The sequence below is a fragment of the Phenylobacterium terrae genome, from assembly GCF_042681205.1.
GTDB lineage: Bacteria > Pseudomonadota > Alphaproteobacteria > Caulobacterales > Caulobacteraceae > Phenylobacterium > Phenylobacterium terrae.
In genome coordinates, this window is record NZ_JBHUEY010000001.1 from 2,787,875 (window position 1) to 2,812,774 (window position 24,900).

The 24,900-nt window shown below is 72.2% G+C and carries 20 protein-coding genes; 5 read left to right on the forward strand and 15 right to left on the reverse strand.

The features are described from left to right. Positions 1-129: 129 nt before the first annotated feature. Both ACFSC0_RS13945 and ACFSC0_RS13950 read left to right on the forward strand, forming a co-directional pair. The gene (locus ACFSC0_RS13945) at positions 130-537 is read left to right on the forward strand and encodes a PRC-barrel domain-containing protein (RefSeq protein WP_377283550.1); all 408 of its coding nucleotides are present in this window, start codon (positions 130-132) and stop codon (positions 535-537) included. A 101-nt stretch (positions 538-638) separates the two neighbouring features. Continuing rightward, positions 639-1,022 carry a DUF1622 domain-containing protein gene (locus tag ACFSC0_RS13950; protein ID WP_377283549.1) on the forward strand — a complete coding sequence of 128 codons (384 nt, stop codon included), beginning with the start codon at positions 639-641 and terminating at the stop codon, positions 1,020-1,022. Here the strand turns inward: ACFSC0_RS13950 and ACFSC0_RS13955 are convergent. After that, positions 1,019-2,344 (reverse strand): DUF2254 domain-containing protein, encoded by a 1,326-nt coding sequence (locus ACFSC0_RS13955; protein WP_377283548.1) that lies wholly within the window; start codon positions 2,342-2,344, stop codon positions 1,019-1,021. The genes ACFSC0_RS13950 and ACFSC0_RS13955 overlap by 4 nt on opposite strands. 45 nt (positions 2,345-2,389) lie before the next feature. After that, the gene (locus ACFSC0_RS13960; protein WP_377283547.1) at positions 2,390-4,300 is read right to left on the reverse strand and encodes a BCCT family transporter; all 1,911 of its coding nucleotides are present in this window, start codon (positions 4,298-4,300) and stop codon (positions 2,390-2,392) included. A 121-nt stretch (positions 4,301-4,421) separates the two neighbouring features. Here ACFSC0_RS13960 and ACFSC0_RS13965 point away from each other — a divergent pair, with 121 nt between their 5' ends. Next, complete coding sequence (locus ACFSC0_RS13965) at positions 4,422-6,884, forward strand: vitamin K epoxide reductase family protein (RefSeq protein ID WP_377283546.1); 2,463 nt, start codon at positions 4,422-4,424, stop codon at positions 6,882-6,884. Positions 6,885-7,163: 279 nt separating this feature from the next. Here the strand turns inward: ACFSC0_RS13965 and ACFSC0_RS13970 are convergent, their stop codons facing one another. Genes ACFSC0_RS13970 through ACFSC0_RS13990 form a run of 5 tightly spaced genes read right to left on the reverse strand, consistent with a single transcriptional unit; the run spans position 7,164 to position 12,396 of the window. After that, positions 7,164-8,228, reverse strand: a complete 1,065-nt coding sequence (locus ACFSC0_RS13970; RefSeq protein WP_377283545.1) for a hypothetical protein — start codon at positions 8,226-8,228, stop codon at positions 7,164-7,166. Positions 8,229-8,231: 3 nt separating this feature from the next. Then, the gene (locus ACFSC0_RS13975; RefSeq protein WP_377283544.1) at positions 8,232-8,543 is read right to left on the reverse strand and encodes a hypothetical protein; all 312 of its coding nucleotides are present in this window, start codon (positions 8,541-8,543) and stop codon (positions 8,232-8,234) included. A gap of 1 nt (position 8,544) precedes the next feature. Continuing rightward, the gene (locus tag ACFSC0_RS13980) at positions 8,545-11,082 is read right to left on the reverse strand and encodes a cbb3-type cytochrome c oxidase subunit I (RefSeq protein ID WP_377283543.1); all 2,538 of its coding nucleotides are present in this window, start codon (positions 11,080-11,082) and stop codon (positions 8,545-8,547) included. Next, positions 11,079-12,059 carry a cytochrome c oxidase subunit II gene (gene coxB / locus ACFSC0_RS13985; protein WP_377283542.1) on the reverse strand — a complete coding sequence of 327 codons (981 nt, stop codon included), beginning with the start codon at positions 12,057-12,059 and terminating at the stop codon, positions 11,079-11,081. The genes ACFSC0_RS13980 and coxB overlap by 4 nt, the downstream gene beginning before the upstream one ends. Next, complete coding sequence (locus ACFSC0_RS13990) at positions 12,022-12,396, reverse strand: c-type cytochrome (protein ID WP_377283541.1); 375 nt, start codon at positions 12,394-12,396, stop codon at positions 12,022-12,024. Before ACFSC0_RS13990 ends, coxB begins: the two co-directional genes overlap by 38 nt. A gap of 85 nt (positions 12,397-12,481) precedes the next feature. Here ACFSC0_RS13990 and ACFSC0_RS13995 point away from each other — a divergent pair, with 85 nt between their 5' ends. Further along, positions 12,482-13,186 (forward strand): c-type cytochrome, encoded by a 705-nt coding sequence (locus ACFSC0_RS13995; protein WP_377283540.1) that lies wholly within the window; start codon positions 12,482-12,484, stop codon positions 13,184-13,186. Here the strand turns inward: ACFSC0_RS13995 and ACFSC0_RS14000 are convergent. Together ACFSC0_RS14000 and ACFSC0_RS14005 are read right to left on the reverse strand one after the other, a co-directional pair. Then, positions 13,080-13,757 carry a cytochrome b gene (locus ACFSC0_RS14000; RefSeq protein WP_377283539.1) on the reverse strand — a complete coding sequence of 226 codons (678 nt, stop codon included), beginning with the start codon at positions 13,755-13,757 and terminating at the stop codon, positions 13,080-13,082. The genes ACFSC0_RS13995 and ACFSC0_RS14000 overlap by 107 nt on opposite strands. Beyond that, the gene (locus ACFSC0_RS14005; protein WP_377283538.1) at positions 13,754-14,518 is read right to left on the reverse strand and encodes a cytochrome c oxidase assembly protein; all 765 of its coding nucleotides are present in this window, start codon (positions 14,516-14,518) and stop codon (positions 13,754-13,756) included. Before ACFSC0_RS14005 ends, ACFSC0_RS14000 begins: the two co-directional genes overlap by 4 nt. Positions 14,519-14,652: 134 nt before the next feature. On the opposite strand from ACFSC0_RS14005, the gene ACFSC0_RS14010 reads away from it, so the two are divergent. After that, positions 14,653-17,070, forward strand: coding sequence for a membrane-bound PQQ-dependent dehydrogenase, glucose/quinate/shikimate family (locus ACFSC0_RS14010; protein ID WP_377283537.1), 2,418 nt, complete (start codon positions 14,653-14,655; stop codon positions 17,068-17,070). A gap of 68 nt (positions 17,071-17,138) precedes the next feature. On the opposite strand, the gene ACFSC0_RS14015 is transcribed toward ACFSC0_RS14010, so the two are convergent. The 6 genes from ACFSC0_RS14015 to ACFSC0_RS14040 all read right to left on the reverse strand — a co-directional run bounded on the left by ACFSC0_RS14015 (position 17,139) and on the right by ACFSC0_RS14040 (position 24,898). Further along, on the reverse strand, positions 17,139-17,837 hold the full coding sequence (locus ACFSC0_RS14015; protein ID WP_377283536.1) for an alternative oxidase: 699 nt from the start codon (positions 17,835-17,837) through the stop codon (positions 17,139-17,141). A gap of 102 nt (positions 17,838-17,939) precedes the next feature. Beyond that, positions 17,940-19,793: a hypothetical protein gene (locus ACFSC0_RS14020; RefSeq protein WP_377283535.1), complete on the reverse strand. Its 1,854-nt coding sequence runs from the start codon at positions 19,791-19,793 to the stop codon at positions 17,940-17,942. Between the two features lie 64 nt (positions 19,794-19,857). After that, positions 19,858-21,024: an aminotransferase class I/II-fold pyridoxal phosphate-dependent enzyme gene (locus tag ACFSC0_RS14025; RefSeq protein WP_377283534.1), complete on the reverse strand. Its 1,167-nt coding sequence runs from the start codon at positions 21,022-21,024 to the stop codon at positions 19,858-19,860. Further along, positions 21,021-22,007, reverse strand: a complete 987-nt coding sequence (locus ACFSC0_RS14030; protein WP_377283533.1) for an SDR family NAD(P)-dependent oxidoreductase — start codon at positions 22,005-22,007, stop codon at positions 21,021-21,023. The genes ACFSC0_RS14025 and ACFSC0_RS14030 overlap by 4 nt, the downstream gene beginning before the upstream one ends. Before the next feature lie 42 nt (positions 22,008-22,049). Further along, positions 22,050-23,207: a UDP-N-acetylglucosamine 2-epimerase gene (gene neuC / locus ACFSC0_RS14035; RefSeq protein ID WP_377283532.1), complete on the reverse strand. Its 1,158-nt coding sequence runs from the start codon at positions 23,205-23,207 to the stop codon at positions 22,050-22,052. After that, on the reverse strand, positions 23,204-24,898 hold the full coding sequence (locus ACFSC0_RS14040; protein WP_377283531.1) for an ABC transporter ATP-binding protein: 1,695 nt from the start codon (positions 24,896-24,898) through the stop codon (positions 23,204-23,206). The genes neuC and ACFSC0_RS14040 overlap by 4 nt, the downstream gene beginning before the upstream one ends. Positions 24,899-24,900 lie beyond the last annotated feature (2 nt).

The window sequence follows — 24,900 nt, forward strand, 5'->3', positions numbered from 1 at the left end:
CAACCCGGCAGCCTGCGCCCGGTTCCGCCTTCGCGGCCGGCGCGGAACGACGTGGGCGAACGCGAGTTGGCCTCACGACAGGCCGTTGCGCCTCACCGGCGCTGGCGTCAGGAGGAGGAGGAGGAACCGATGGTCCACCAGGACACGTCCACCGGCTCGAGCGGCGCTCGCGGCAGGCCCGAGCACCCGTTGATCCCGGCCGACCGGGTGAACGGCACGGACGTCTACAACACCGGCGGCGAGAAGATCGGCAAGGTCGAGGACGTCGCGATCGAGAAGGTGAGCGGCAAGGTCGCCTACGCGATCATGAGCTTCGGCGGCTTCCTGGGCATCGGCGAGCGCTACCACCCGATCCCCTGGAGCCTGCTGCGCTACGACGTGGACAAGCGCGGCTACGTCATCCCCTGCGACCGCGAGGCGCTGGAGAATGCGCCCAGCTTCGACGCCGAGGAACTCAGCGGCTGGGACGACGGCGATTCCCGCGACGCCATCTACGCCCACTACATGCGCTACGGCGTGAACCCCTACTGGGTCTGAGCGGGCGCCGCGCGCGCGGACGGCGATTCCCAGGCTGACGATCCTCTCAGGCCGCATCGGGCCGCGGCGCGTTCCGGAGCTGACGAAGGAGGCGAGGCGCGATGGGGACCGGCTTGCATGGGGCGCTCGAACTGGCGGTCAGGCTCCTGGAGTACGCCGGCGTCGGCGTCATCCTGCTGGGCGTAGTCCTGGCCTCCGCCGCCTTCGCCCGGGACGCCCTGGCGCCCGAGCGGCGGGCGCGGGCCTACCGCAACTACCGCGCCAATCTCGGCCGCGGCATCCTGCTGGGCCTGGAACTGCTGGTGGGCGCCGACATCATCGCCACGGTGGGCGCCCCGCTGACCCCGCAGAGCGTCGGCCTGCTGGCCGCCATCGTCCTGATCCGGACCTTCCTCAGCTTCTCCCTCGAGACCGAAATCGAGGGCGTCTGGCCCTGGCGGCGAGCGGCGCTGGAGCGGTCGTCCGGGCCCGAGCGGAGGGACTAGCCGGCGGCCCTGGCGAGCAGCGGCCGGTCCGGATGGTGCTCGGGGTGGGACGCGGCGGCGAGGAAGTTCCGAACCGCGGCTTCGAGATCGGCCAGGTCGCCCATGTGGGTGAGGCCGCGGCGGCCTTCCTCAAGGGCGGCGTCCACCTGCCGCCGTAGGGACTCCAGCCGACCTTCGTCGCGCTCGACCTCTGCGACAGCCGCCAGGATCTCCACGAGCCGGACCAGCACCGCCGGCGCCCCGCCGGCGCTCTGCCGGATCATCCTGAACATCGCCTCGACCAGCTCGTCGTAGGTGAGGGCCCGGGTGACCAGGGCGGGCCAGCCCTCGTGCAAGACCACGCCGTTCGGGAGCGGCCGGCCAGCCAGGCTCGCCAGGCAGGCGCCCAGGCGGTCGAGCACCGCCACGGCCGTCAGCGGGTCGTTGATCCCAGGCGAGAGCGCCCTGAGGGCGACCTCCACCAGTTGGCGCAGGGCGAAGGTGGGGTCGGACTGTCCGGCGGCCGTGCGGCTGAACACGGTCGCCCGCCGTAAGGTCTCATCGAGGCCGTCGACGGGCGGCGCCGCCAGGGCCACAACGGCGCCTGGCATCACGTGGTCGCCGATGCGGTAGAGCAGCCGGATCCGCGTGCGGTGCTCGGCCGCCCATTCCGCCAGGGCCGCGGTGTCCAGCTGTTGGAGGTAGCCGGAAGACGGCGCCAGGATCTCGGCGGCGCGCGACCTGTCGAAGTCGTCGGATTGGCCGTTCGACCGCGCCCGCTCGACCAGCCGGTGAAGCGCATCTTCGATATCGTCGTGGACCAGGTCGATCACCGTCTCGACATTGATGCGCGAGGCGACGTGGTGGACGAAGTAGATCAACGTCGCCACGCAGACGGCCGAGAGGCCAAGCCCGACGGTGACGCCCAGCGAGGGCACGAACTCGTCCTCCCCGCTGCGGACGGACCGCAGCACCACGAGGGCGTAGACGAAGGTCCCAAGCAGGACCCCGAGGGTGAACTGGTTGCCGCGGTCGCGCACGAAGTTGCGCAGAAGCCTGGGGCCCATCTGGCTGGAGGCCAGCGTCAGGGCCGCGATGGTGATCGAGAAGATCGTCCCGGCGACGCCGATGGTGGAGGATGCGATGGCGCCGAGCAGGCCCCGGGCGCCGGTCTCTCCGCCGCCGTAGACCCACCCCGACGGCAGCCAGTCGGGCAAGGCGCCGACCTGCTGCAGATGCACGGTGAAGGCGCCTAGCGCCGCCAGCGCGACGACCAGGGCCGCCGGCAGGGCCCAGAAGGCGCCGGAGATTGCGTCGATCAGGCTGTCGATGCGCGCGCGCATTCACCCCCAAAGTCCCGGTTGCAGCGGCGGTTCCCCGCCGGAGCGCTAGGGCGCGGCCGGCCGCGGGGAGCGCCGCCATTCGGCGAGCTGTTCGAGCACGTCGTTGACCAGCTGGTCGCGACTGAGGCCGGTCAGGTCGCGTCGGCGGCCGCGGGGCTCGGTGCGGGCGATCAACCGCCATTCCTGAGTGCGGCGGCCTTCGGGCGCCTCCAGGTTGGAGAAGGCCGGAAGCGGGCGCGGCTCGGCCGTGAGCCGGTAGACGAAACGGGTCTCCGGATCGGCTCCGACCTCCAGGCGCACCTCCTCAGCCGACAGCTTCATGGCGGGATCGGGCAGACCCTCCCGCTCCAGCGCCTCCGAGACGGAGCGCAGCGCCGGAACGCCTTCCTCGGCGATCTGGCGCTCGATCTCCTTGCGGCGCGGGGGAGAGAGGATCTGCTTCAGACGCGCGCGGAGCGGCGGCGTCTCGGGCCCGATCGCCACCCCGGCCACGTCGGCGTTCATCTGCCGGACCAGCCCGAAGCACAGGGCGATCATGATCGCCGCGAAGGGCAGGGCGGCGACCAGGGTCGCGGCCTGCAGGGCGCCCAGTCCGCCGGCCAGCAGCAGCAGGGCCGCCGCCGCGCCTTCCAGGGTGCACCAGTAGACCCGCTGCCAGCGCGGCGTGTCGTCCGCCCCGCCCGAGGCGATGGTGTCGATGACCAGCGAGCCGGAGTCGGCGGAGGTGACGAAGAACACGGCGACCAGCAGCACCGCCAGGGTCGAGGTGATCGCCGAGCCGGGCAGCTGCTCGAAGAAGTGGAACAGGGCGGTCGACAGGTCGTCCGTCACGGCCTGCGAGATCGCGCCGGCGGCCGCGCCCATGTCCAGGGCGATGGCGGTGTTCCCGAACACGGTCATCCAGATGAAGGTGAAGCCGGTGGGGACCAGCAGCACGCCGATCACGAACTCCCGCACCGTCCGCCCGCGCGAGATGCGGGCGATGAACATGCCCACGAACGGCGACCAGGCGATCCACCAGGCCCAGTAGAACAGCGTCCAGTTGGCCATCCAGCCGCGCGGCTCGTAGGCGTAGAGGTTGAAGGTCCGGATGAAGAAGTGGTCGAGGTAGAGGCCGAAGTTCTGCACCAGCGCCTTGAACAGGAAGCCGGCGGGGCCGACCGCCAGGACGAACAGCATCAGGCAGACGGCGATGACCAGGTTGAGCTCGGACAGCCGCCGCACGCCGCGGTCCAGCCCGGTGAGCACCGAGATCGTCGCCGCGCCCATCACCACCACGATGAGGATCACCTGGACGACCGGGTTCGAGGGAATGCCCAGCAGGTAGGCCAGGCCGCTGTTCATCTGGGCGACGCCGAAGCCCAGCGAGGTGGCGATGCCGAACAGGGTGCCCCAGATGGCGAAGATGTCGACCGCATCGCCGATCGGTCCGTAGATGCGCCGGCCGAGCAGCGGGTGGAGCCCGGACCGCAGGGTCAGGGGCAGGCCCTTGCGATGGGCGAAGAAGGCCAGGCTCAGCCCCACCACGGCATAGATGGCCCAGGCGTGCACGCCCCAGTGGATGAAGGTGATGACCATCGCCTCGCGGGCGGCGGCGAAGGTGCGCGGCTCGCCCTCCGGCGGGGCGGCGTAGTGCTGCACCGGCTCGGCCACGGCGAAGTACATCAGGCCGATGCCCATGCCGGCCGCGAACAGCATCGCCAGCCAGGACGGGTAGGGGAAGTCGGGCTCGGACTCGTCCGGCCCCAGCTTCAGCCGCCCGGTGGAGCCGAAGGCAAGCGCGACGACCACGACCAGGAAGCCGGCCACCACGGCCACGTAGAACCAGCCGAAGCTGTCGATCACCCAGGCCTGGGCGGCCTGGAAGATCCGGTCCGACGCGCCGGGCGCCACGACCGCGGCGCCGAGCAGCAGCGCGATGATCACGGTCGCGCCCCAGAAGACCCGCGGGTTCATCTTGCTCCTGGGCATGGGGCCAAAGCGCGGCAGCGCACCCAGCGTTCCCCGCCGCTCAGCCCGGTCCGTCTGGAACCCGACGTAAGCCGGGGCGCTTTCCGACAAGCCGCGGAGAGGGACGATGGCCAGCGATCGACCGCTCGTGCTCATCACGGGCGCGGCGGGCAACCTCGGCCAGGCGTTGGCCGAAGCCCTGTCGGACGCCTACCGGGTGGTGGGCCTCGACCTGAAGGGCGGCCGGGGCGACTTTCCCCTGATCGAGGCCGACATGACCTCGGACGAGTCGGTCGAGGCCGCGCTGGGCCAGGTGCGCGAGCGGTTCGGCGGCCGGATCGCCAGCGTGCTGCACCTGGCCGCCTACTTCGACTTCACCGGCGAGGCGCACCCCCTCTACGAGAAGCTGAACGTCGAGGGCACGCGCCGTCTTCTCCGGGCCCTGCAGGGGTTCGAGGTCGAGCAGCTCGTCTATTCCGGCACCATCCTGGTGCATGCGCCCTGCCGCCCCGGGGAGCGGATCGACGAGGACCAGCCGATCGCGCCGAAGTGGGCCTACCCGAAATCCAAGGCCGCGGCCGAGGCGGTGATCCGCGAGGAGCACGGGGCTATCCCGTACGTGCTGCTGCACCTGGCGGGCGTCTACGACGAGACCTCCGCCGTCCCGACCCTCTCCCAGCAGATCGCCCGCATCTACGAGCGCGACGTCCAGAGCTACCTCTATTCGGGCGACCCGAGCGTCGGCCAATCCATGCTGCACCGGGCCGACATGATCGACGCCTTCCGCCGGACGGTCGACCGCCGCGGCCAGTTGCCGCCGGAGGCGGTGATTCTGGTCGGCGAGCCGGACGCGATGGGCTACGGCGAGCTGCAGGACGAGCTGGGCCGGCTGATTCACGGGGAGGAGAACTGGGCGACCCTGAAGGTGGCCAAGCCGCTGGCCAAGGCCGGGGCCTGGGCCCAGGAGAAGCTCGAGCCGGTCATCCCCGACGCCATCGACCAGGGGCGCGCGCCCTTCGTGCGGCCTTTCATGGTCGAGATGGCCGACGACCACTACGCCCTCGACGTCCGCCGGGCCGAGGCCCTGCTCGGCTGGCGCCCCAGGCACGATCTGCGCAGCACCTTGCCGAAGCTGGTCGAGGCGCTGAAGGCCGATCCGGCGGGCTGGTACAAGGCCAACGCGGTCCCGCCGCCGCCCTGGCTGGCCGAGGCCAAGCAGGAGGCGCTCGATCCGGAGGCGCTGCGCAGCCGCCATGAGGCCCGGTTCGGACGCGAGCACGAGGAGGGGCGGTGGGCGCAGTTCGTCAACATCGCCCTCGGCGCCTGGCTGGCGGCTTCGCCGCCGCTGGTCGGGCTGGAGGACGCCCGGCTGGCGGCCAGCGAGGTGGTCTGCGGCCTGCTGGTGATGGCGCTCTCGGCCCTGGCGCTGGCGCGCGGGCTCTGGATCGCGCGGTGGGGCGCCGCCGCGGTCGGTCTGTGGGTGCTGTTCGCGCCGCTGCTGTTCTGGACCCCCTCGGCGGCTGCCTACCTGAACGACACCCTGGTCGGCGGCCTGATCATCGCCTTCGCCGTCTGCCTGAAGCCGGAGCCCGGCCCGTCGCCGATCGCCGCGCTTGAAGGGCCCGCCACCCCGCCCGGCTGGAGCTACAACCCCTCCGACTGGACCCAGCGCCTGCCGATCATCGCCCTGGCGGTCGTCGGCCTGCTCATCTCGCGCTACCTGACCGCCTACCAGCTGGGCCACATCGAAGGCGTGTGGGAGCCGTTCTTCGCCGGCGGGCCCGATCCCCAGAACGGGACGGAGGAGATCATCACCTCCAGCGTCTCGGAGGCCTGGCCGGTGCCGGACGCCGGCGTCGGCGCCCTGACCTATCTGCTGGAGATCGTCACCGGGGTGATCGGGACCCGCCGCCGCTGGCGGACCATGCCCTGGCTGGTGCTGCTGTTCGGGCTGATGATCGCCCCCCTCGGGGTGGTGTCGATCACCTTCATCGTCATCCAGCCGATCGTCATCGGCACATGGTGCACCCTGTGCCTGATCGCCGCCGCGGCCATGCTGGTGCAGATCCCCTATTCCCTCGACGAGCTGCTGGCGACGATCCAGTTCCTGCGGCGGCGCCGGCGGGCGGGCCACAGCCTGCTGCGGGTGCTGCTGGTGGGCGACACCGACGAGGGCGCCGAGCCGCCGCGGCCGGACGAGTTCTCGCGGCCCGTGCGGCAGGTGATGGCCGACATGGTGGGCGGCGGCGTCAGCCTGCCCTGGAACCTGGCGCTCGCCGCCCTGATCGGCGTGTGGCTGATGTTCACCCGGCTGACCCTGGGCGCCGAGGGCGGCATGGCGGACGCGGACCACCTGATCGGTGCGCTGGTGCTGACGGTGGTGGCGATCGCCTGCGCCGAGGTCGCCCGGCCGGCGCGCTTACTGATCGCGCCTCTCGGCGCAGCCCTACTGGTGACGCCCTTCGTCTTCGGGGCCGGCGCCGCGGCGATGATCGCCAGCCTCGTGTGCGGCCTGGCCCTGATCGGCCTTGCCGCGCCGCGGGGCCGGATCGTCGGACGCTACGGCGGTTGGAACCGGCGGCTGGTCTGAGCAGGGGGCGGCCTCGCGGGCGTGGCGGCGCGTCTGGTGGGACCTCGGTTCGCCGGAGCCCGGGTCGGTGGACGTCTTCGCGGCCCGCTCGGACCATTCGGAGCCCGGCGGCTCGGTGGCGGGCCGCGGCGGGACGCCCTCCTTCTCCGGGATGCGGAAGTTCTCGACCTCGGCTCTCGCCGCGTCGCTGTTGCGGGTGTCTGGGCGCTTGGCCATCGCGCGCCCTCCTTCTGGGGACAGTCGCCTGATGAACCATCGGCGGGGGCCTGGCGATCCGCGTCAGGCGTCCCGCAGCTGGTAGAGCGCCGCCAGGCCCAACAGGTAGACGCCGATCATCGCCGCGCTGTCGTAGCCGATCCGCATCACCGTCCTGTCCCGCCGCTCGACCAGGCCGACGATCAGCAGCGCGCAGAGCAGGGCGCCGAGACAGGCGGCGACCACCGAGAAGGCGCCGAGCTCGGCGAGCACCGGCCCGCGGCGGTAGAAGGCGTCGACGAGGAGCAGCAGCGACAGGTTGAACATGTTGCCGCCGAGCACGTCGCCGACCGCCATCTGGGGCCGGCCCAGCCGGACGGCGGCGATGGCGCTGGAGAGCTCCGGCAACGAGGTCGCCCCGCCCAGGAACACCGCCCCGAAGAAGCTGGCGCCGAGCCCGGTCTGCTCGGCCAGCTGCTCGCCGGAGCGCGACAGGGCGTAGCCGCCCGCGGAGATGACCAGCGCCACGCCGCCGATCAGCGCCAGCAGCCGGGGCACGGACTCGCGCCCCTCGTGCCCGTCCAAGGCCGGCTCGTCCTCGTCGTGGCCCGGCCGTTCGTCGTCCGAGGGACGCCACGTCGCCGCCCGCCCGATGTTCCGCGCCGCCGTGAGGCAGAAGCCGTAGGCGACGACCACGGCGACGCTCCCGACGCCCACGCCCGTGCCGAAGATCTCGACGTCGCCGGCCGCCGCGAACGCGGCCACCAGCACCAGCAGGGCGATGTTCATGGCCCCGTAGGCCAGCACGTCCGGGCGCGGCACGGTGGAGGTCAGCGCATCGCGCCCGACCAGCGCGTCCACCACGGCCAGGACCATCAGCTGCAGGGCGACGCCGCCGATCAGGTTGTTGGCCGCCAGCGAGCCGGCGCCGCCGATCGCAGCCGTCGCCGAGGTGGCGATCTCGGGCAGGGAGGTGATCCCGCCGAGCAGCAGCAGGCCCACCAGCGCGCCGCCGAGGCCGGTGGCCTCGGCGAACCGGTCCGCGTAGCCGGCGAGCCGGGTCCCGGCCCACCACACGATCACCGCCGCGACGAGGAAGATCCCCAGGGAGACCGGCAGGCTGTCCCCGCCTTGCAGCAGCGAGGTCATGGCTCAGCCGCCCACGATGACGGGCAGGCCCTGCCAGATCACCGCCACCAGCGAGAGGCCGGCGTTGAAGGCCGCGCCGCCGTAGATGAACCGGTCCAGGCTGTCGGCGGCCCGCCGCAGCCGAGGGACGGCGGCCGCGACGACCCCCACGTCGGCGGCGGTGCAGGCAAGGGTGAAGCCGGCGACGGTCCACAGCGCGGGCAGGGCGCCGGCGTCCTTCAGCGCCACGTCCGCGACGCTGGCGATGCCGTAGACGCCGAGGAAGTGGACCAGCCAGACGATCATTCCGGCCAGCAGGAACAGCCAGCGCCCCATCTCATCCGCTCCCCGGGAACAGCCGGACGAGCAGGGCGCCCACTCCGCCCTGCAGGGCCAGGTAGCCGAGGTAGAGGGCGCAAAGGTCGACGGAACTGGTGCGCAGGGGCGAGAGCAGGCCAGCCACGGCGCGGGCGATCAGGTAGCCAGGCATCAGCGCCGCCACCGCCGCCATCACCCCTTGCCAGCTCAGGATGGCGAACACCGTCGCCCCCTGGCCGGTGGCGTCGGGCCGCAGGCCCGCGGCCCACCAGCTGCCGATGTCGGCGGCGATGGTCCCGAGGAGGGCGAGCGCGGCGAGGCCGATCAGGGCGGGCGCCCAGAAGACGCCCGAGACCGGCCGGCTCGCCGTCCTGGCGCCCAGCCAGGCGACGAGTCCGGTCGCCGCGTAGCCGCCGACCACGACCGCGAGCCAGACCTGCTCGGGCGGGGCGATCCACAGGTCCGGCCGGCGGCTCCACAGGAAGACATAGGAGAAACAGGCCATCAGGAAGATCATCCCGGCGACCACCAGCAGCACCATCATCGCCCACCAGCCATGGCTCATCGGGCCGGTGACGTAGGTGGGCACGCGAATGCCGGCGCCGATGTCCACCATCTCGTCGCGCATCGGGCGGTCGGTCTCCCAGACCCAGCGCAGAACGCAGGCGACCGCGAGCACGCCGCTGACCACGCCCGGCCAGTAGGCCTGGACCGTCAGCAGCAGGAAGAAGCCCGCCGTGAACACCGCCGCCAGCACGTGCCAGGCCGACGGGCCGGGCATCCGCTGCAGGTACTGCGGCTCGGCCCTAAGCGGGCTGGTGATGATGGTCTCGCGCACGCCGGTCGCCGACCCGGGCAGGAAATAGCGGCCGGCCGCCACGTCCTCCGACAGCCTGGGATCGTCCCAGACGGGGTAGCGGCTGCGGACCACCGGGATGCTGCGGGTCGAGTAGAGCCCGGTCGGCAGCCACTCGAGCGTCCCGCCGCCGTAGATGTTTCCGGCGTTGTCCTCGGCCGCGAAGCGGAAATTGCGGATCAGGTCGATGATGAACAGCAGGACGCCGAGCCCGATCATGAAGGCGCCGACCGTCGAGATCAGGTTGGTCAGCTCCCAGTTGCGGCCCGGGAGGTAGGTGTAGACCCGGCGGGGCATGCCCATCAGGCCGGTCAGGTGCATGGGCAGGAAGGCCACGTGCATGCCGACGAAGGTCAGGCCGAACACCCACTTGCCGACCCGCTCGGACAGCGGCCGCCGGCTCATCATCGGGGTCCAGTAGTAGAAGGCCGCGAACAGCGGGAAGACCATCCCGCCGATCAGCACGTAATGCAGGTGGGCGACGATGAAGTAGGTGTCGTGCGCCTGCCAGTCGAAGGGCACCAGCGCGACCATCACGCCCGTCAGCCCGCCCATGGTGAAGGTGATGATGGAGCCGACGGCGAACAGGGCAGGCGTGCTCCAGCGCACCTTGCCGGCGCCCAGGGTGGCGATCCACGAGAAGACCTGCACCCCGGCCGGCACGCTGACCGCCATGCTGGCTGCGGAGAAGAAGCTGACCGAGATCGGCGGCATGCCGGTCGCGAACATGTGGTGCGACCAGACGCCGAAGCTGATGAAGCCGGTGGCCAGCAGGGCCAGCACCACCAGCCGATAGCCGACCAGCGGCGTCTGGGCCACGGCCGGCACGATCATCGACATCAGCCCCGCCGCCGGCAGGAAGATGATGTAGACCTCCGGGTGGCCGAAGAACCAGAACAGGTGCTGCCACAGCACCGGGTCGCCGCCGCGGGTGGCGTCGAAGAACGGCCAGTTCAGCGCCCGCTCCAGCTCCAGCAGCAGGGTGCCGAGGATCACCGCCGGGAAGCCGATGATGATCATCGCGGCGAACACCAGCATGGCCCAGCCGAAGATCGGCAGCTTGTCGAGCGTCATCCCGGGCGCGCGGGTCTTCAGGACGCCGACCACGATCTCGACGGCGCCGGCGATGGCGCTGATCTCGATGAAGCCGATGCCCAGCAGCCAGAAGTCGGCGTTGATGCCCGGCGAATAGGTCTTGCTGGTCAGCGGCGGGTACATGAACCACCCGCCGTCGGGCGCCAGGCCGAAGAAGATCGAGGCGAAGAAGCACAGGCCGCCGACCAGGTAGGCCCAGAAGGCGTAGGCCGAGAGCCGCGGGAAGGGCAGGTCGCGCGCCGCCAGCATCTGCGGCAGCAGCATGACGCCGAGCGCCTCGACGGCGGGCACGGCGAACAGGAACATCATCACCGTGCCGTGCATGGTGAAGACCTGGTTGTAGGTCTCCTGCGGCAGGATGCCGTTCAGCGGCAGGGCGAGCTGGGCCCGGATCAGCAGCGCAAGGACGCCGGCCAGCACGAAGAACAGGAAGGCTGCGCCGACGTAGAAGACGCCGACGTAGTTGTTGTTGACGACGGTGAAGAGCTCCCAGCCCCTGGGCGCGCACCAGACCCTCTCCAGCTCTTCGAGCTCGCCCTTGGGCCGCGGCTCCTTGGTCGGGAACCGGTCGAAGAGCTTGGGGTCGAAGCCGGTTTCGGAGCTCATTTCCGGCTACCGAGCCAGGCGGCCACGGCGCGCAGGTCTTCGCCGGTCAGCACCTTGTAGGGCGGCATGCGGTTGCCAGGCTTGATGGCCTGGCTGTCGGCGATCCAGCCGGCCAGCGTGCCCTGATTGTTGGGCAGGATGCCGGCGCCCAGGCTGCGTCGGCTTCCGACGTAGGAGAGGTCGGGGCCGGCCAGTCCGTTGGCGGTCGTTCCGCGGACCCGGTGGCAGGCGCCGCAGCCGTTGGCGGCGAACACCTCGGCCCCGCGGGCGGCGAAGGCGTCGGGCGGCGGGGGCGGCGGGGCCAGGCGCTCGGCCCGCCAGCGCTCGAAGTCGGCCGGCGCATGGGCCACGACCACGAAGCCCATCAGGGCGTGCGGCCCGCCGCAGTATTCCGCGCACTGGCCGGCGTAGACGCCGGGCGCATCGGCCTGGATGCGCATGACGTTGCGGCGGCCCGGGATCATGTCGAGCTTGCCGGCCAGGCGGGGCACCCAGAAGCTGTGGATCACGTCGGCGGCCTCGAGCTCCAGGGTCACCGGCCGGCCGACCGGGATGTGCAGCTCGTTGGCGTCGAGGATCGCCGCCTGGCCGGCGCCGTCCAGGTACGCCACCCGCCACCACCACATCTCGCCCGTCACCCGCACCCGCATCTCGCCGGCCGCCGGCGGGGCGGTCAGGTCGCGGGTCATGGTCAGGCTCCAGACGAGCAGCGCCGTGAGGACCACGATCGGGAAGGCCAGCCCGCCGATCCAGATCACCCGCTCGCGCGCCACCCGCGCCCGCCATTCCGGCTTTCCGAACAGCGCGATGACAAGGGCGGCCGCGACCACCAGCAGCACGGCCAGGAACATGCCGAAAAGCACCCAGCTGAGCGTCGCCACCACCCCGGAATGCGGCCCGGCGGGGTCCAGCGGCGGCGGCGGCCAGCCGCGCAGCGCCTCAGCGAGCGTCGAGCGTGTAGAGGTAGGCGGCGACATCGCGGGCCTCCTGCTCGGTCATGGGCACGGCGGGCATGCCGGTCTGCGGCGAAAGGGACGGCGCGTCGCGCACCCAGCGGGCCAGGATCTCCGGCTGGTTGGGAAAGCGTCCGGCGATCAGCGCCTGCTCGGCGAAGCCGTCCAGCGTCGGGCCCACCTTGCCCTGCGGCCAGGCCACGCCGGGAATGAGGTGACAGGCCCCGCAGCCCACCTGTTCGATCACGCGCCGGCCCCGGCCGGCGTCGGCGCCCGCCATGGGTTGCGGTTGCACTTCCACGTCGGCGCAGCCGCAGACGAGGAGCATGGCGCCCGCGGCCGCGGCGCGACGGATCGGCATCCCTGGCCCCTTGCAAAGCTTCTGGCGTGCAACCCATTCCGGCCCGGGCGGTTCCCGTGACGCTGGATCCGAGCTCGACCGCGCCATGCCTTCGCCGCCGACACCGCCCGCCGCGCCGCCGGCCTGGGCCGCCCTCGCCCTGGCGCTGGTCGCCGCCTGCGCGCCGGAGCGCGGGCGCGATCCGTTCACGGCGAGCGGCGAGGTGATCGCCCTGAGCGGCGGAGACGCCGGCGCCAGCCGCGCATGCTTCACCTGTCACGGCATGAGCGGGGAGGGGGATGGGCACTCGACGCCCAGGCTGGCGGGCCTGCCGGCCGGCTACCTGCAGCGCCAGCTGATCGACTACGCGGACGGGCGGCGGGCCGACAAGGTGATGGCGCCGATCGCCAAGGCGCTCGACGCCGACGACCGGCGGGCGGTGTCCGACTACTACGCCGCGCTCGTCCTGCCGCCGCGGCTGGTCCCGGCGGCGCAGCCCCAGGGCGGGGCGGCGCGGCTCTATCACGAGGGCGACCCGGCGCGGGGCCTGCCGGCCTGCGCCTCATGCCACGGCGCCGCGGGCGAGGGGATCGGGCCGGCGAACCCGCCGCTGGCCGGGCAGCCGCCCGCCTACCTGGCCGAGCAGATGCGGCGCTGGCGAAGCAGCGAGCGGCGAAATGACCCCTTGAACGTGATGCTGGCGATCAGCCGGCGTCTGACGCCCGACGAGGTCGAAGCGCTCGCGCAATACGCTTCGGCGCCCGCGCCAGCTGCCGCTCCAGCCAGCGTATCCCCGGCAGCATCCCGCTGAGCACGTCGTCGCGGTTGACGATCTCGTGCTTGAGCGTGGCCCCGATGTGCAGCGGCAGCAGCACCAGGATGAAGACGATGAAGCCGAAGTGGATCTGCTCGGCCCAGGCCTCGATCGCCCAGCGTTGGGCGGGCGACAGCTCCGAGAACGGCAGGTGGGGCCAGGGCGCGACGCCCGCCACCGACAGCGGCTGCTCGGCGGCGGTGGCCGACAGCATGGCCCAGCCGCTGAGCGGCAGGCCGATGAGGGCGACGTACAGCGCATAGTGGGTCAGGTGCGCGGCTCGGCTCTGCCAGCCGGGCTTGTCCGCGTCGTTGATCGGTCCGGGCACCATCGCGCGCCAGACCATCCGCAGCAGCGTGAGGACGAAGATCGCCAGGCCGACCTGGCTGTGGACCTCGTAGGCCTCCAGCTTCTCGTAGCCGACCGGCAGCCGGCTGGTCCGCCAGCCCCACCACAGCTGAAAGAGGATCAGCGAGGCCACCAGCCAGTGGAAGGCCACCCCGACCGGCGAGTAGCGGCCCTCTCGCGTATGCCCACGGGCCCAGTGGCGAAGCTTGTCGACGATCATGCCCGGGCGGCCGCCGTGTCGGCGTCGGCCAGGCTGCGGCCGACCAGGACCAGCGCGGCGATCAGGTAGGCCAGCGCCATGGGCGCCCACATGATCAGGCCGGCGAGTTGCTGGTCGGCCAGCGGCGTCAGGCTCCAGGCGTAGGTGGTCGCCAGGTGCGGCGCATAGAGCGGCTGGCCCGCGAAGGTGATCAGCGCGCCCAGGAGGCCGGTGAGCATCATCGTGGCGACCAGCGCGCCGGCGGCGGCGATGGCCGGCGCCGTGCGGACCGAGGACCAGAAGGCCAGGGCCGAGCCGAACAGGCTCGCCTGCATCAGCCAGTAGGCCGCATCGTGCGACAGCGCCCAGGCGTAGGGGCCCGGCGCGTGCCACAGCCATACGGTCGAGACGTGGACGAGGGTGGTCAGGCCGAGCGGCAGGCGCGCCGCCTTCGGCAGGCCGAACACCAGCAGCGGCGCGGCGACCGCGACCAGCAGCGCGTGGTGGGCGACTCGCGCGGAGAACAGCGCCGAACTGAGGGCGCACAGGGGGCTGACGAACGACACCGCCAGCGCGGCCAGGCCGCCGGCGACGAGCAGGTCGCGGCCGGCGCCGCCGCGGCGGCGATGGACCGCATACCCCGCAGCGCCCAGCGCCAGCAGGCCGATCACCACAGGGTCGAGGTTCCAGCGGGCGATCAGCTCGGCGGGCGAGGGCCCTGCGCCGCAATAGGGCGTCCAGGCCGCGGCGACGGGTCCGGTGGCGTCGATCGGCGATGCCATGGCGAAGGCGGCTCCCCTGCTCAGCGCAACAACAGGTTCCGGCCGACAGGGTTCCGCCGCGCCTTGTGTCGGGGAACCGACGCGCGCGACGGCGCCTTTCATAGCAAAGCCCGAAACTCGCGAGGGAGGCCGCGATGGCGCACGACCATGCAGGTGCGAGAGGGCGCGTGGGCCTGTCGGCGGCGCGCATCCTCGGCGTGCTGCTGGCGCTCATCGGCCTGGTGCTGACCATCGGCGGGGCCTGGCTCGCCTTCATCGGCGGCTCGCCCTACTACCTGCTGGCGGGGTTGGGCCTCTGCGCCGCAGGCTGGTTCCTGTTCCGCGGCCGCCTGCTCGGCGCGCTCATCTACACCCTGGTGTTCGTCGCGACCCTCCTGTGGGCTCTGTGGGAGGTCGGGTTGCAGCTCTGGCCGCTCGTTCCCCGGGTGTTCGGGCCGATCGTCCTGTTCCTGCTGGTGCTGGCGGTCGTGCCGGCGCTGAGCGCCTCGCGCACGGCCCGACAGTTCGCCCTCGGCGGCCTCGTCGGGGTGGTGGCGCTGATCATCGCCGGCGGGATCGGGATCGCCCTGTCGAACGACGGCCCCGACCCGCGGCCGCTGCCGGCGCCGCAGTTGGCCATGACCGAGCCTTCGCTGATGCCCGTGGGCGCCGACTGGCCCGCCTACGGCGGAACCTACAGCGCGCGGCGGTTCTCGCCGCTCACCCAGATCACGCCGCAGAACGTCGGGCGGCTGGAGCGGGTCTGGGTGGCCCACACCCGCGACCTGCCGAGCGAGCGGGCCAAGAACAAGTATGGGGCGGAGACCACGCCCCTGAAGGTCGGCGACACTCTCTACCTCTGCTCGGCCAAGAACATCCTGATCGCCCTCGATCCGGCCACCGGGCGCGAGCGGTGGCGGTTCGACCCGAAGGTCTCCGACGACTGGATCCCCTATACCGCCGCCTGCCGGGGCGTCGTCTACTACGCCGCCCCCGGCGCGGACCCGGCCGGCGCCTGCGCCACGCGGATCATCGAGGGCACGCTGGACGGGCGGCTGATCGCCGTCGACGCGCGCACCGGCGTCCCCTGCGCCGGTTTCGGCCGCAACGGCCAGGTGGACATCAAGCTGGGCATGGGCCCGGTGGAGCCCGGCATGGTGTCGATCACCTCGCCGCCGGTGATCGTGCGCGGGGTCATCGTCACCGGCCACCAGGTGCTGGACGGGCAGAAGAACGACGCCCCTTCGGGCGTGGTCCAGGGCTTCGATGCGGTGACGGGGCAGCAGCGCTGGGCCTGGGACCTCGGTCGGCCCGGTACGACGGCGCCCGCCGCGCCCAACGAGATGTACACCCGCGGCACGCCCAACATGTGGACCATCGCCTCCGGCGACGAGAGCCTGGGCCACGTCTATCTGCCGATGGGCAACTCGGCCGTGGACTACTGGAGCAGCGACCGCTCGCCTCAGGAGAACTTCTACGCCACCTCGCTGGTCGCCCTGGATGTCGCCACCGGCCAGCCCGTCTGGCGCTTCCAGACGGTGCACATGGACGTCTGGGACTACGACCTGGGCTCGCAGGGCACGCTCGTCGACTTCCCCGGCCCGGCCGGCCCGGTCCCGGCGATCATCCTGCCGAGCAAGCAGGGCGACATCTACGTCCTCGACCGGCGGACGGGGCAGCCGCTGACCCCGGTGGAGGAGCGGCCGGTGCCGCAGGGCGGCGTCGAGCCCCAGCAGCGGACCAAGACCCAGCCCTTCTCGCGCTACCACACCCTGGCCAAACCCGACCTGACCGAGCGCGACATGTGGGGCATGTCCCTCATCGACCAGATGGCCTGCCGCATCCAGTTCCGGCTCGCCGAATACCGCGGCATGTACACGCCGCCGACGACCGAGAAGCGCTGGATCCAGTATCCCGGCTACAACGGCGGCAGCGACTGGGGCGGGATCGCCGTCGACCCGGCCCGCGGCGTCATCGTCGCCAACTACAACGACATGCCGAACTACAACCGGCTGGTCCCGCGCGAGGAAGCCAACCGCAAGGGCTGGGCGCCGCGCGGCCAGGCCCGCGGCGGCGACCTGGGCGGCGGCGCCGAGGGCTCGGGCGACCCGCAGGCCGGCACGCCCTTCGCCGTGCACGTCAACGCCGGCTGGCGGATGCCCTTCACCAAGCTGCTCTGCAAGGAGCCGCCCTACGGCGGGATCCGCGCCATCGACCTGCGGACCGGGGCCACCATCTGGGACCGCCCGTTCGGCCAGGCCCGGCGCAACGGCCCGTTCGGCATCCCCTCGATGCTGCCCGTCACCATCGGCACGCCGAACAACGGCGGCCCGGTCGTCACCGCCAGCGGGGTGGTGTTCATCGCCGCCTCCACCGACAACCTGATCCGCGCCATCGACCTTCGGACCGGCAAGATGCTCTGGGCGGACGTCCTGCCGGCCGGCGGCCAGGCCACGCCGATGACCTACGAGCACAACGGGCGGCAGTACCTGGTCATCATGGCCGGGGGCCACCACTTCATGGAGACCCCGGTCGGGGACGAGGTGATCGCCTACGCCCTGCCGGCCTCCTGAGCGCCAAGAAAAGCGGCGGCGACCGCGAGGGCCGCCGCCGTACAGGCTGGGAGAGATGAGCGCCGGCCCTACGCCGCCTTGCGCCAGTTGGGCTGGAGTTCGGCGTGGGGCGGGCAGGGGGCCACCTCGCCGGTGGGCAGGCCAGCCAGCTCGTTGGCGAAGCCGTGATTGACGTCCCGGTGGTGGGCTTCGTCGGCGCGGACGACCAGGACCACGTCGCGCAAGGTGGCGTCGTCGGGCAGGTCCCAATAGGCCTTGGCGATCGCCGGCGCCGGGACGTTCGGCGAGCGGCCCTCGTCGATCTCGGCGAGGTAGTGGGTGTAGCTGATCACCGCCTCCTCCTCGAAGTAGCCGACGACGCGGTGGGCGGTCTTCGAGCTGACCAGGTAAAGGGCGAAGAAGAACAGGTAGAAGACCCACTGGGCGGCGACGACCACGAACCGCTCGAACAGGGTCGGCTTGGCCACCTCGATGAAGGTCATCAGGTGCATCCGCTCGTTCTCGGCTTCGTCCATCAGCGTCTTGATCCAGCCCTTGTCGTCCTCCATCCGGCGCAGGCACTTCAGGTGGTTGAGCGTCGCGCCCACCATCCCGGGCACGGCCGCGACCGTCTCCAGCACCACCGCGCGGTGGCCGTAGCGCTTGGCGAAGAAGGTGTCGGCGCAGAACCTGAGCAGCTTGACGAAGCCGTAGGCGACGCGGTCGGACAGGCCCTCGGGCCGGTGGTGGACGCCAAGCTGGATCAGGGCGGGGTGGAAGGCGGTCATGGCTCGCTCCAAAGGCGGGGCCCCGTCGGGGCCGCGTTCGTTGCAGCGATACCTACCTGCGAAACCCGCGGCGGAAACTTCGTGTCGTTCCCCTAAGGGGACTTACGGAGGCGGGGCCTTGGCGTCCGCCTGTTTGCGCCGGCGCCTGGGCCGCTTCCCGGCCGGGGCCTTCTCGGCCTGAGGATCAAACATCCACACCTCGCCGGCCGCGGGGTGTCCCGCGAAGCCGCAGACCAGCCGATCTTCGTGGACGTGCATGCGGTAGATCCAAAGCCCGCCGGTCCGGTCGGACGGCGGGCCGAGCGTCGGGAGCCCCGTCGCCGACCAGGCCGGGTGTTCGCCGCCGCCCCCGACGCAGCGCCAGGCGTCGGTCTCGGGATCGTACTCCCAGACGGCGGCCTCGGCGCGGGGCGCCGGGCCGCTGGAGAGCGTCTCGCGCAGATTGCCGGTGGCGACATAGAGCCGGCCCCGCCACTCCACCATGTGGTTGAAGATGTGGCTGCGGTGCATGCCCCATGGAGCGCCGTTGCGGGCGATCGGCCGCCACTCGTCGTCCTGCAAGGCCAGCACCGAAGCCGCGCCCATGGGCATGGTGCGCGGGCGGGTCAGGCTGGCGACGACGCTGCCCTGATAGTCGGCGAGATCGAGGACGTAGGCGATGTGCGGATGCGTCCAGCTGCCGGCCACGCCCTCGCCGCCGACGACGCTCCACCGGCCGTCGCGCAGGCGCCAGACGGTCGCGCAGGCCGGGCCGTAGTCGCGCAAGGCGATGCCGGCGTAGAGGTCGTCCCCATGCGCCAGCAGCGTGTAGGCCGTTCCCTCGATCTCGCCCGGGCGCCAGCTGTCCATCTCCCCGCCGCCCGCGATCCGGGTCAGTTCGCCATCGCGGTGGAGGTAGACTTCGGCCGGGTCTGAGCCGATGGCGACGCCGCCGCGGTAGGCGGCCAGGCTGTAGGCGCCGTTCGCCATGCCGAGCGCCAACGGCGTGGGCTCGCCCGGCGCCACACGCCAGAGCCCGCCGCGCGCCGAGGAGACGGCCGCGTACACCTCGTCCCCGACGGCCAGCAGGGCGTTCACCTCCGCATTCTCGGCCTCCGGGTGGTCGACGTTGCGCATGACCTGCGTCCAGCACTCGTCGCGCCACGCCCACACGCCCGTGTCGTGCGGCCGCGACGGACACACGATGCTGGCGTAGAGAACCCCGCCCGCGCTGCAGAACCCGCGGATCCGGTAGGCCTTCCCCCAGCCGCCGGCGTCGCGGCCGCTGATCCGCCGCCAGGAGCCGGTCTCGAACGGCGAGGGCTGGCCGGCCGCAGCGAAGCGGGCCGGGCGGGCGCGCGCCTGCCGGTCCAGCTCCATCGCGCCGTGCAGGCGCTCGACGCCGGCCGGGGCCGCCCGCTGGACGGCGCTCGCCGGGCCGCCCGCCAGCCCGCCGGCAAGTTCGTCGACCCGCGCCCTGAGGCCCTGGATCGCCTGCATCTCGGCGCCGGTCTCTCTCGCGGGGACGGCCGCCCGCAGCCCGGCGCCCAGCCCTTCGACCAGCCCTCTGAGGGCCAAGGTTTCGCGCAGCACCGCGTGAACGTCGCCCGACTCCCGCCGAAGCGCCTCGCGGATGTCGCCCAGGCCCTCGGACCATCGTTGGGCAAGCTGGCCGCGCGTGGCGACGAGCTCGTCGTAGAGCTGGCGTTGGGCGGCATGGGGCGGCAACGCCTCCAGGGACTGGAGCGCCGGGTCCTCGGTCTCCGCAGCCAGCCCCTCGATCAGCGCCAGGGCCCGTTCCAGGCTCTCCTGGCGCGCCTGGGCGCTCGAGAGCGCTTGGAGCTGTTCGACAAGCTCGCCGCGCAGCTGATTGATCTCGGTGTAGATCTGGTTGGCGGCCGCGGTCGCCGGCAGGCCCTCGAGAGGCGCCTCTGCTACGCCCCGGCTGACTTCCAGCAACGTGTCGAGCCGTTGCACCAACTCCGACCCAGCCGGTCTGCGCGCCCCAAGCACCCTCGTCTCCTTCTGCACAGGTTGTTCTCTAAAGCTCCGCAAGCGTCCGCGACAGGGCCTCGACGCAGGCGCCGAGCTGGGCGTCGGTGAGACCGGTGGACGACGGCAGCGTGACCAGCCGGCCCCACAGGTCGTCGGTGTTCGCGAGGCTGCGGCGCTGGGCCTCGAGGTACGGCCGCTGAAGATGCAGCGGCTTCCAGAACGGGCGGGCCTCGACGCCGGCCGCCTGCAGCCGCCGCAGGACGGCCTGAGCGGCCTGCGGGCCGTCGGCGCCGCTCAGCACCACGCCCGAGAACCAGGCGTTGGACCGGCTCCAGGAGGGCTCCGGAAAGCCCGACGCGCGCCCGCTGGCTGCGGCGGCGGCGTCGTAGGCGGCCCGGACCTGGCGCTTGCGCGCGACGAACTCCGGCAGACGGTCGAGCTGGGCCAGGCCGATCCCGGCCTGCATGTTCGACATGCGGTAGTTGAAGGCCGGCTCGTCGTGGTCGTACTCCGCCCCGAGGCGGGCGGTGGAGGCCAGGTGCCGGCCGCGCTGGAGGAGGTCGGCGCGGCGGCCGAGCAGGGCGCCGCCGCAGCCGGTGGTGATGATCTTGTTGCCGTTGAAGGACAGGCAGGTCAGGTCCGCCAGCTCGGCCAGGGCGCCCTGCTCGGTCGAGGTGCCGAGGGCTGCGGCCGCGTCCGCGACCAGCGGGACCCCGTGCGCCTGGCAGATCGCCTGGATCTCGCGCATCCGCGGCGCGACCCCGAAGGTGTAGACCGGGATGACCGCGCCGACGCGGCGGCCGGAGGCCTTGTGCTCCGGGCCCGCGGGGCCCGGACGGCAGTCCTCTTCAAGGAAGGCGGCCAGTTCGGCGGGATCCAGCGTCCAGCCTTCCGGCTCGACATCCAGCAGGGCCAGTCCGGCGCCGGCCTGCCAGGCGGCGTTCGCCGTGGCGATGAAGGTGAAGGCGGGCATGACCACCAGGTCGCCGGGGCCCACGCCGACCAGGTGCAGCGACAGGCGCAGGGCCTGAGTGCCCGAGCCGGTCGTCACCGCCCCGCTGCCGCCGGTGACCTCGGCCAGGCGGGACTCGAACTCGCCCACGAACGGGCCGACCGACGAGACGAAATTGTCGTCGATGCAGCGGTTGAGGTAGGCGCGTTCGGCCTCCCCGACGTTCGGAACGCAGAGCGGGATCCGCTGCTGAGCGATCATACGGCGTACTCGGCGGGGCGGAAGCGGTCCTGGTTGGCGGCCATCCAGGCGATGGTGCGCTCCAGGCCCTCCTCGAGGCTGATCCGCGGGGTCCATCCGAACGCGGCCTTGGCCCGCTCGGAGCTGGCGATCAGCCGCATGACTTCGGAGTCGGCCGGCCGCACGCGGCGGTCCTCGACCTGCACCTGCGGCTCGACCTTCATGATCCTGGCGATGATCTCCACCAGTTCGCCGATGGTCACCTCGCGGCCGGAGCCGAAGTTGAAGGGCTGGCCCTTGGCGTCCGGGCTCGCGCCGCAGGCCAGGAAGCCCTCGACGGTGTTCTCGACGTAGTTGAGGTCGCGGCGCGGATCGAGGCTGCCCAGCCGCACGACGGGGCCGGCGAGCAGCTGGCTGATGATCGTCGGGATCACCGCGCGCGCGGACTGGCGCGGGCCGAAGGTGTTGAACGGCCGGCAGACGACCACAGGCTGGGCGAAGCTGAGCGCGAAGGCCTCGGCCAGCTTGTCCGCGCCGATCTTGGTGGCCGAGTAGGGCGACTGGCCCTGCAGCGGGTGCTCCTCGTCGATCGGCGCGCGGCGGGCGGTGCCGTAGACCTCGCTGGTCGATGTGCAGACCACCGGCACGCCGCCCATCTCGCGGGCGACCTGCAGGATGTTCAGCGTGCCCTCGACGTTGACCCGCACGTAGTCGCGGGGGGCCTGGTAGGAGTAGGGGATGGCGATCAGCGCGGCGAGGTGGAACACCGCGTCCTGGCCGCTCATCGCCGCCGCGACGGACTCCCGGTCGCTGACGTCGCCGTGGTGGAAGCGCATGGCCGGACCGTGCGGGCTGGTCTCGAGCCAGCCGCGCGAGCCGGAGGAGCCGTAGCGCACGAACGCCGTCACCTCGGCGCCTTCCTGCACCAGCCGTTCGGCCAGGTGGCTGCCGATGAAGCCGCCTGCGCCCGTCACCAGGACCTTCTTGCCGTTCCAGAAGCTCAACCCAGACCTCGTCGTTTCTCGTGGGCTTGGAGGCGCCGACCGTCAGGGACGGTCGACGAACCGCTTGCGCATGAGCCGGTCGTCTATCACCGCCCGGCTCAGGATGTCGGCGGCGCGGGCGCAGGCCCGGCCGTCGCCGTAGGGATTCTCGAACCGCTCCAGGTCGGCCCGGAAGGCCTCGGAGCGGGCGTGCTCGATCGCGCCGCGGATCGCGGCGGCCTCGAACGGAGCATCGATCACGTTGCCCGGCCGCAGGCGGCCTTCCTGGCGTCGGCCGAGGTTCACCGTGGGGACCGGGACCGCCGCCGTCTCGATCAGCCCGCTGGAGGAGTTGCCGATCACCACGCCCACGTGCCGCAGCACGTCCGGATAGCGGTCGCCGAGCCAGGGGCGGAAGCGCACCTTCGGATCGGCCGCCGCCCAGCGCTCGATCCCCTGCAGGATCGCCTGGTGGCCCTCGTCCTGATTGGGGGCGGTGACGACGATGTCCAGGCCGGATCCCGCCAGGGCCTGCGCCACCTGCGCGACCGCCGCCCCGCCGTCGAAGTCCCCGACGGTTTCGGAGTGGATGGTGCAGAGCGCCGTGGAGGGGCCGAGCGGCGCATCGATCGCCGCCTCGAGCTCTGCGCGGTCGGCCGGCGGGCGCCCGACGAAGGCGTCGAGCCCGGGCGCGCCGATCACATGGACACGCCAGTCCTCCTCGCCGAGCTGGCGTACGCGCTCGGCGAACGGCTCGGCGGCCGTCAGGTGGATGTGCGCGAGCTTGGTGATCGCGTGGCGCAGGCTGTCGTCCAGCGCGCCGGCGCTGACTTCGCCGCCGTGGACGTGGACCAGCGCCAGGCCCATCTGCACGGCGGTGTAGCTGGCGGCCAGGGTCTCGAAGCGGTCGCCGAGCACCAGCATCGCCTCGGGCGGCTCGTGCCCCAGCGCCTGGGCCAGGCTGACGGTCAACAGGCCCGCGGATTTGGCCAGCGCGTCGCGCCGGTCGCCTTCCAGGTTGTTGGCCACGATCCGCGCGTCCGCGCCGAAGTCGGACAGGACCAGCCCCGCCGTGTCGCCGCGCAGGCCGCCGAAATGGCCGCCGCAGACGTAGACGACGACCTTCAGGCCCGCCTGCTCGCAGGCGCGCGCAAGCGGCCGGACCAGGAAGTAGTCCGCACGGCCGGTGGTCAGCAGTCCGAGGGAGCGCAGGCGGCTCAACGCGTGCGGCCCGGCGCGACCTGCTCCAGCTCGGACATCACGTCCAGGACATAGCGGTCCAGCGCGCGGTCGCGCGGGCCGTAGTAGACCGGCCAGCCCTTGTGGAGCAGCAGGACCTTGGTGGCGCTCGCCTGCACGAACGCCAGACCGTGTTCGACGACGATCACCGCCTGGGCGCGGGAGATGAACTCCTTGAGCCGGGTCTGGGCCTTGGCCTGGAAGGCGATGTCGCCGGCCGACAGCAGCTCGTCCAGCAACAGCACTTCGGTGGTGATCGCGGTGGCGACCGAGAAGATCAGCCGCGCGCGCATGCCGTCCGAGTAGTAGCGGTACGGCCGGTCGATCGCCTCCTCGAGCTCGGCGAAGTCGACGACCTCGTCGACGATGGACCGCGCCTTGCGCAGGGACTGGCCCATGAACAGCGCGGCCATGACGATGTTGTCGCGGCCGGACAGGTCCTCGCGCATGCCGGCGCCCGGGCGCAGCAGCAGCGGCTTGCCGTTGACGTTCACCGCGCCGGCGCTGATCGGGAACAGCCCCATGATGGTCCGCAGCAGGGTGGTCTTGCCCGAGCCGTTGCGGCCCACCACCCCCAGGATGTCGCCGGCGTTCAACTGGAAGCTGACGTGCTCGAGCGCGTTGAACCGCTCCCGGCCCTCGGCGGAGAACAGGCCGGAGAGGGTGTAGGCGGCGCTGGGGTTTTTGGGCAGCGAGACGGTGACGTCGTCGAACTTCACGAGCGCGACGCCGCGCCGGTTCGCCCGCAGGGTCTGCACCCGCGCCTGCACCGCCTTCGAGCACAGGGCCATGTACTTGTCGAAGCTGATCTCGTCGACGCCGGCCTGGACCAGCAGCCGCGCCAGGCTCTGCGCCAGCTCCGGGTCCTCGATCGCCGGGAAGGGATCGATCTGCGACATCGCCGTCGTGAACGGTTCGACCTCGCCGCTGGCGACCGCCTGCCGCGCGATGTCGATGAGCAGCTTGTCGTCCTCGGGCCAGAGGGACAGCACGCCGTCGGCGGGCTTGCGGGCCACGAACAGGCCGTCGACGAGCACGTCGGCGGCGTTCGCCGCGACCGGCAGGAGGTCCACGACGACCGCGGTCGGGACATCCTCGCGGCTGCGCGGGCCGCGGTAGACGAGCCGCCCGTCGAGCCAGACGGCGAGCCTGCGCCCCTCGATCACCATCGCGAAGGCCATCGAAGCCAGCGGCGCGGTCAGCGACAGCCGCGCCCGCCGCGCCACGCCGACCCAGCTGCGCGAGATCCGCAGCACCTCTTCCTCGAACCCGGCCTTGTGGGCCAGGCGCACCTGCAGCTTCTCGTCCTCGACGCTGGACGTGCGCAGCACCCCGGCGACCACCAGGGCGCCGCCTTCACCGGCCGGAGCGGGCAGCGCCCAGTAGGCGCGGGCGCCGCGTTCGGCCGACAGCCGCAGCCGTCCGCCCGCCAGCTGGCCCTTGCCGCCGCCGAGGACGTCCGGCGCCCCGGTCAGCGCGCTGGTCGAGCTGACGCCCTTCGCGCCGAGCCGCTTGGCCGCATCGGCCACGGCACGGAGCCAGGCCGAGGAGTCGCCGCTGCGGCCCTGGCGGGCGGCCTCGACGGAGGGCGGGTCTTCGGCCACGCCGCTGGCGAACGGCGGCGGCAGCAGGTCGGCCGGTTCCGGCGCGGCGGAGGTCTGAAGCGTCAGCATCT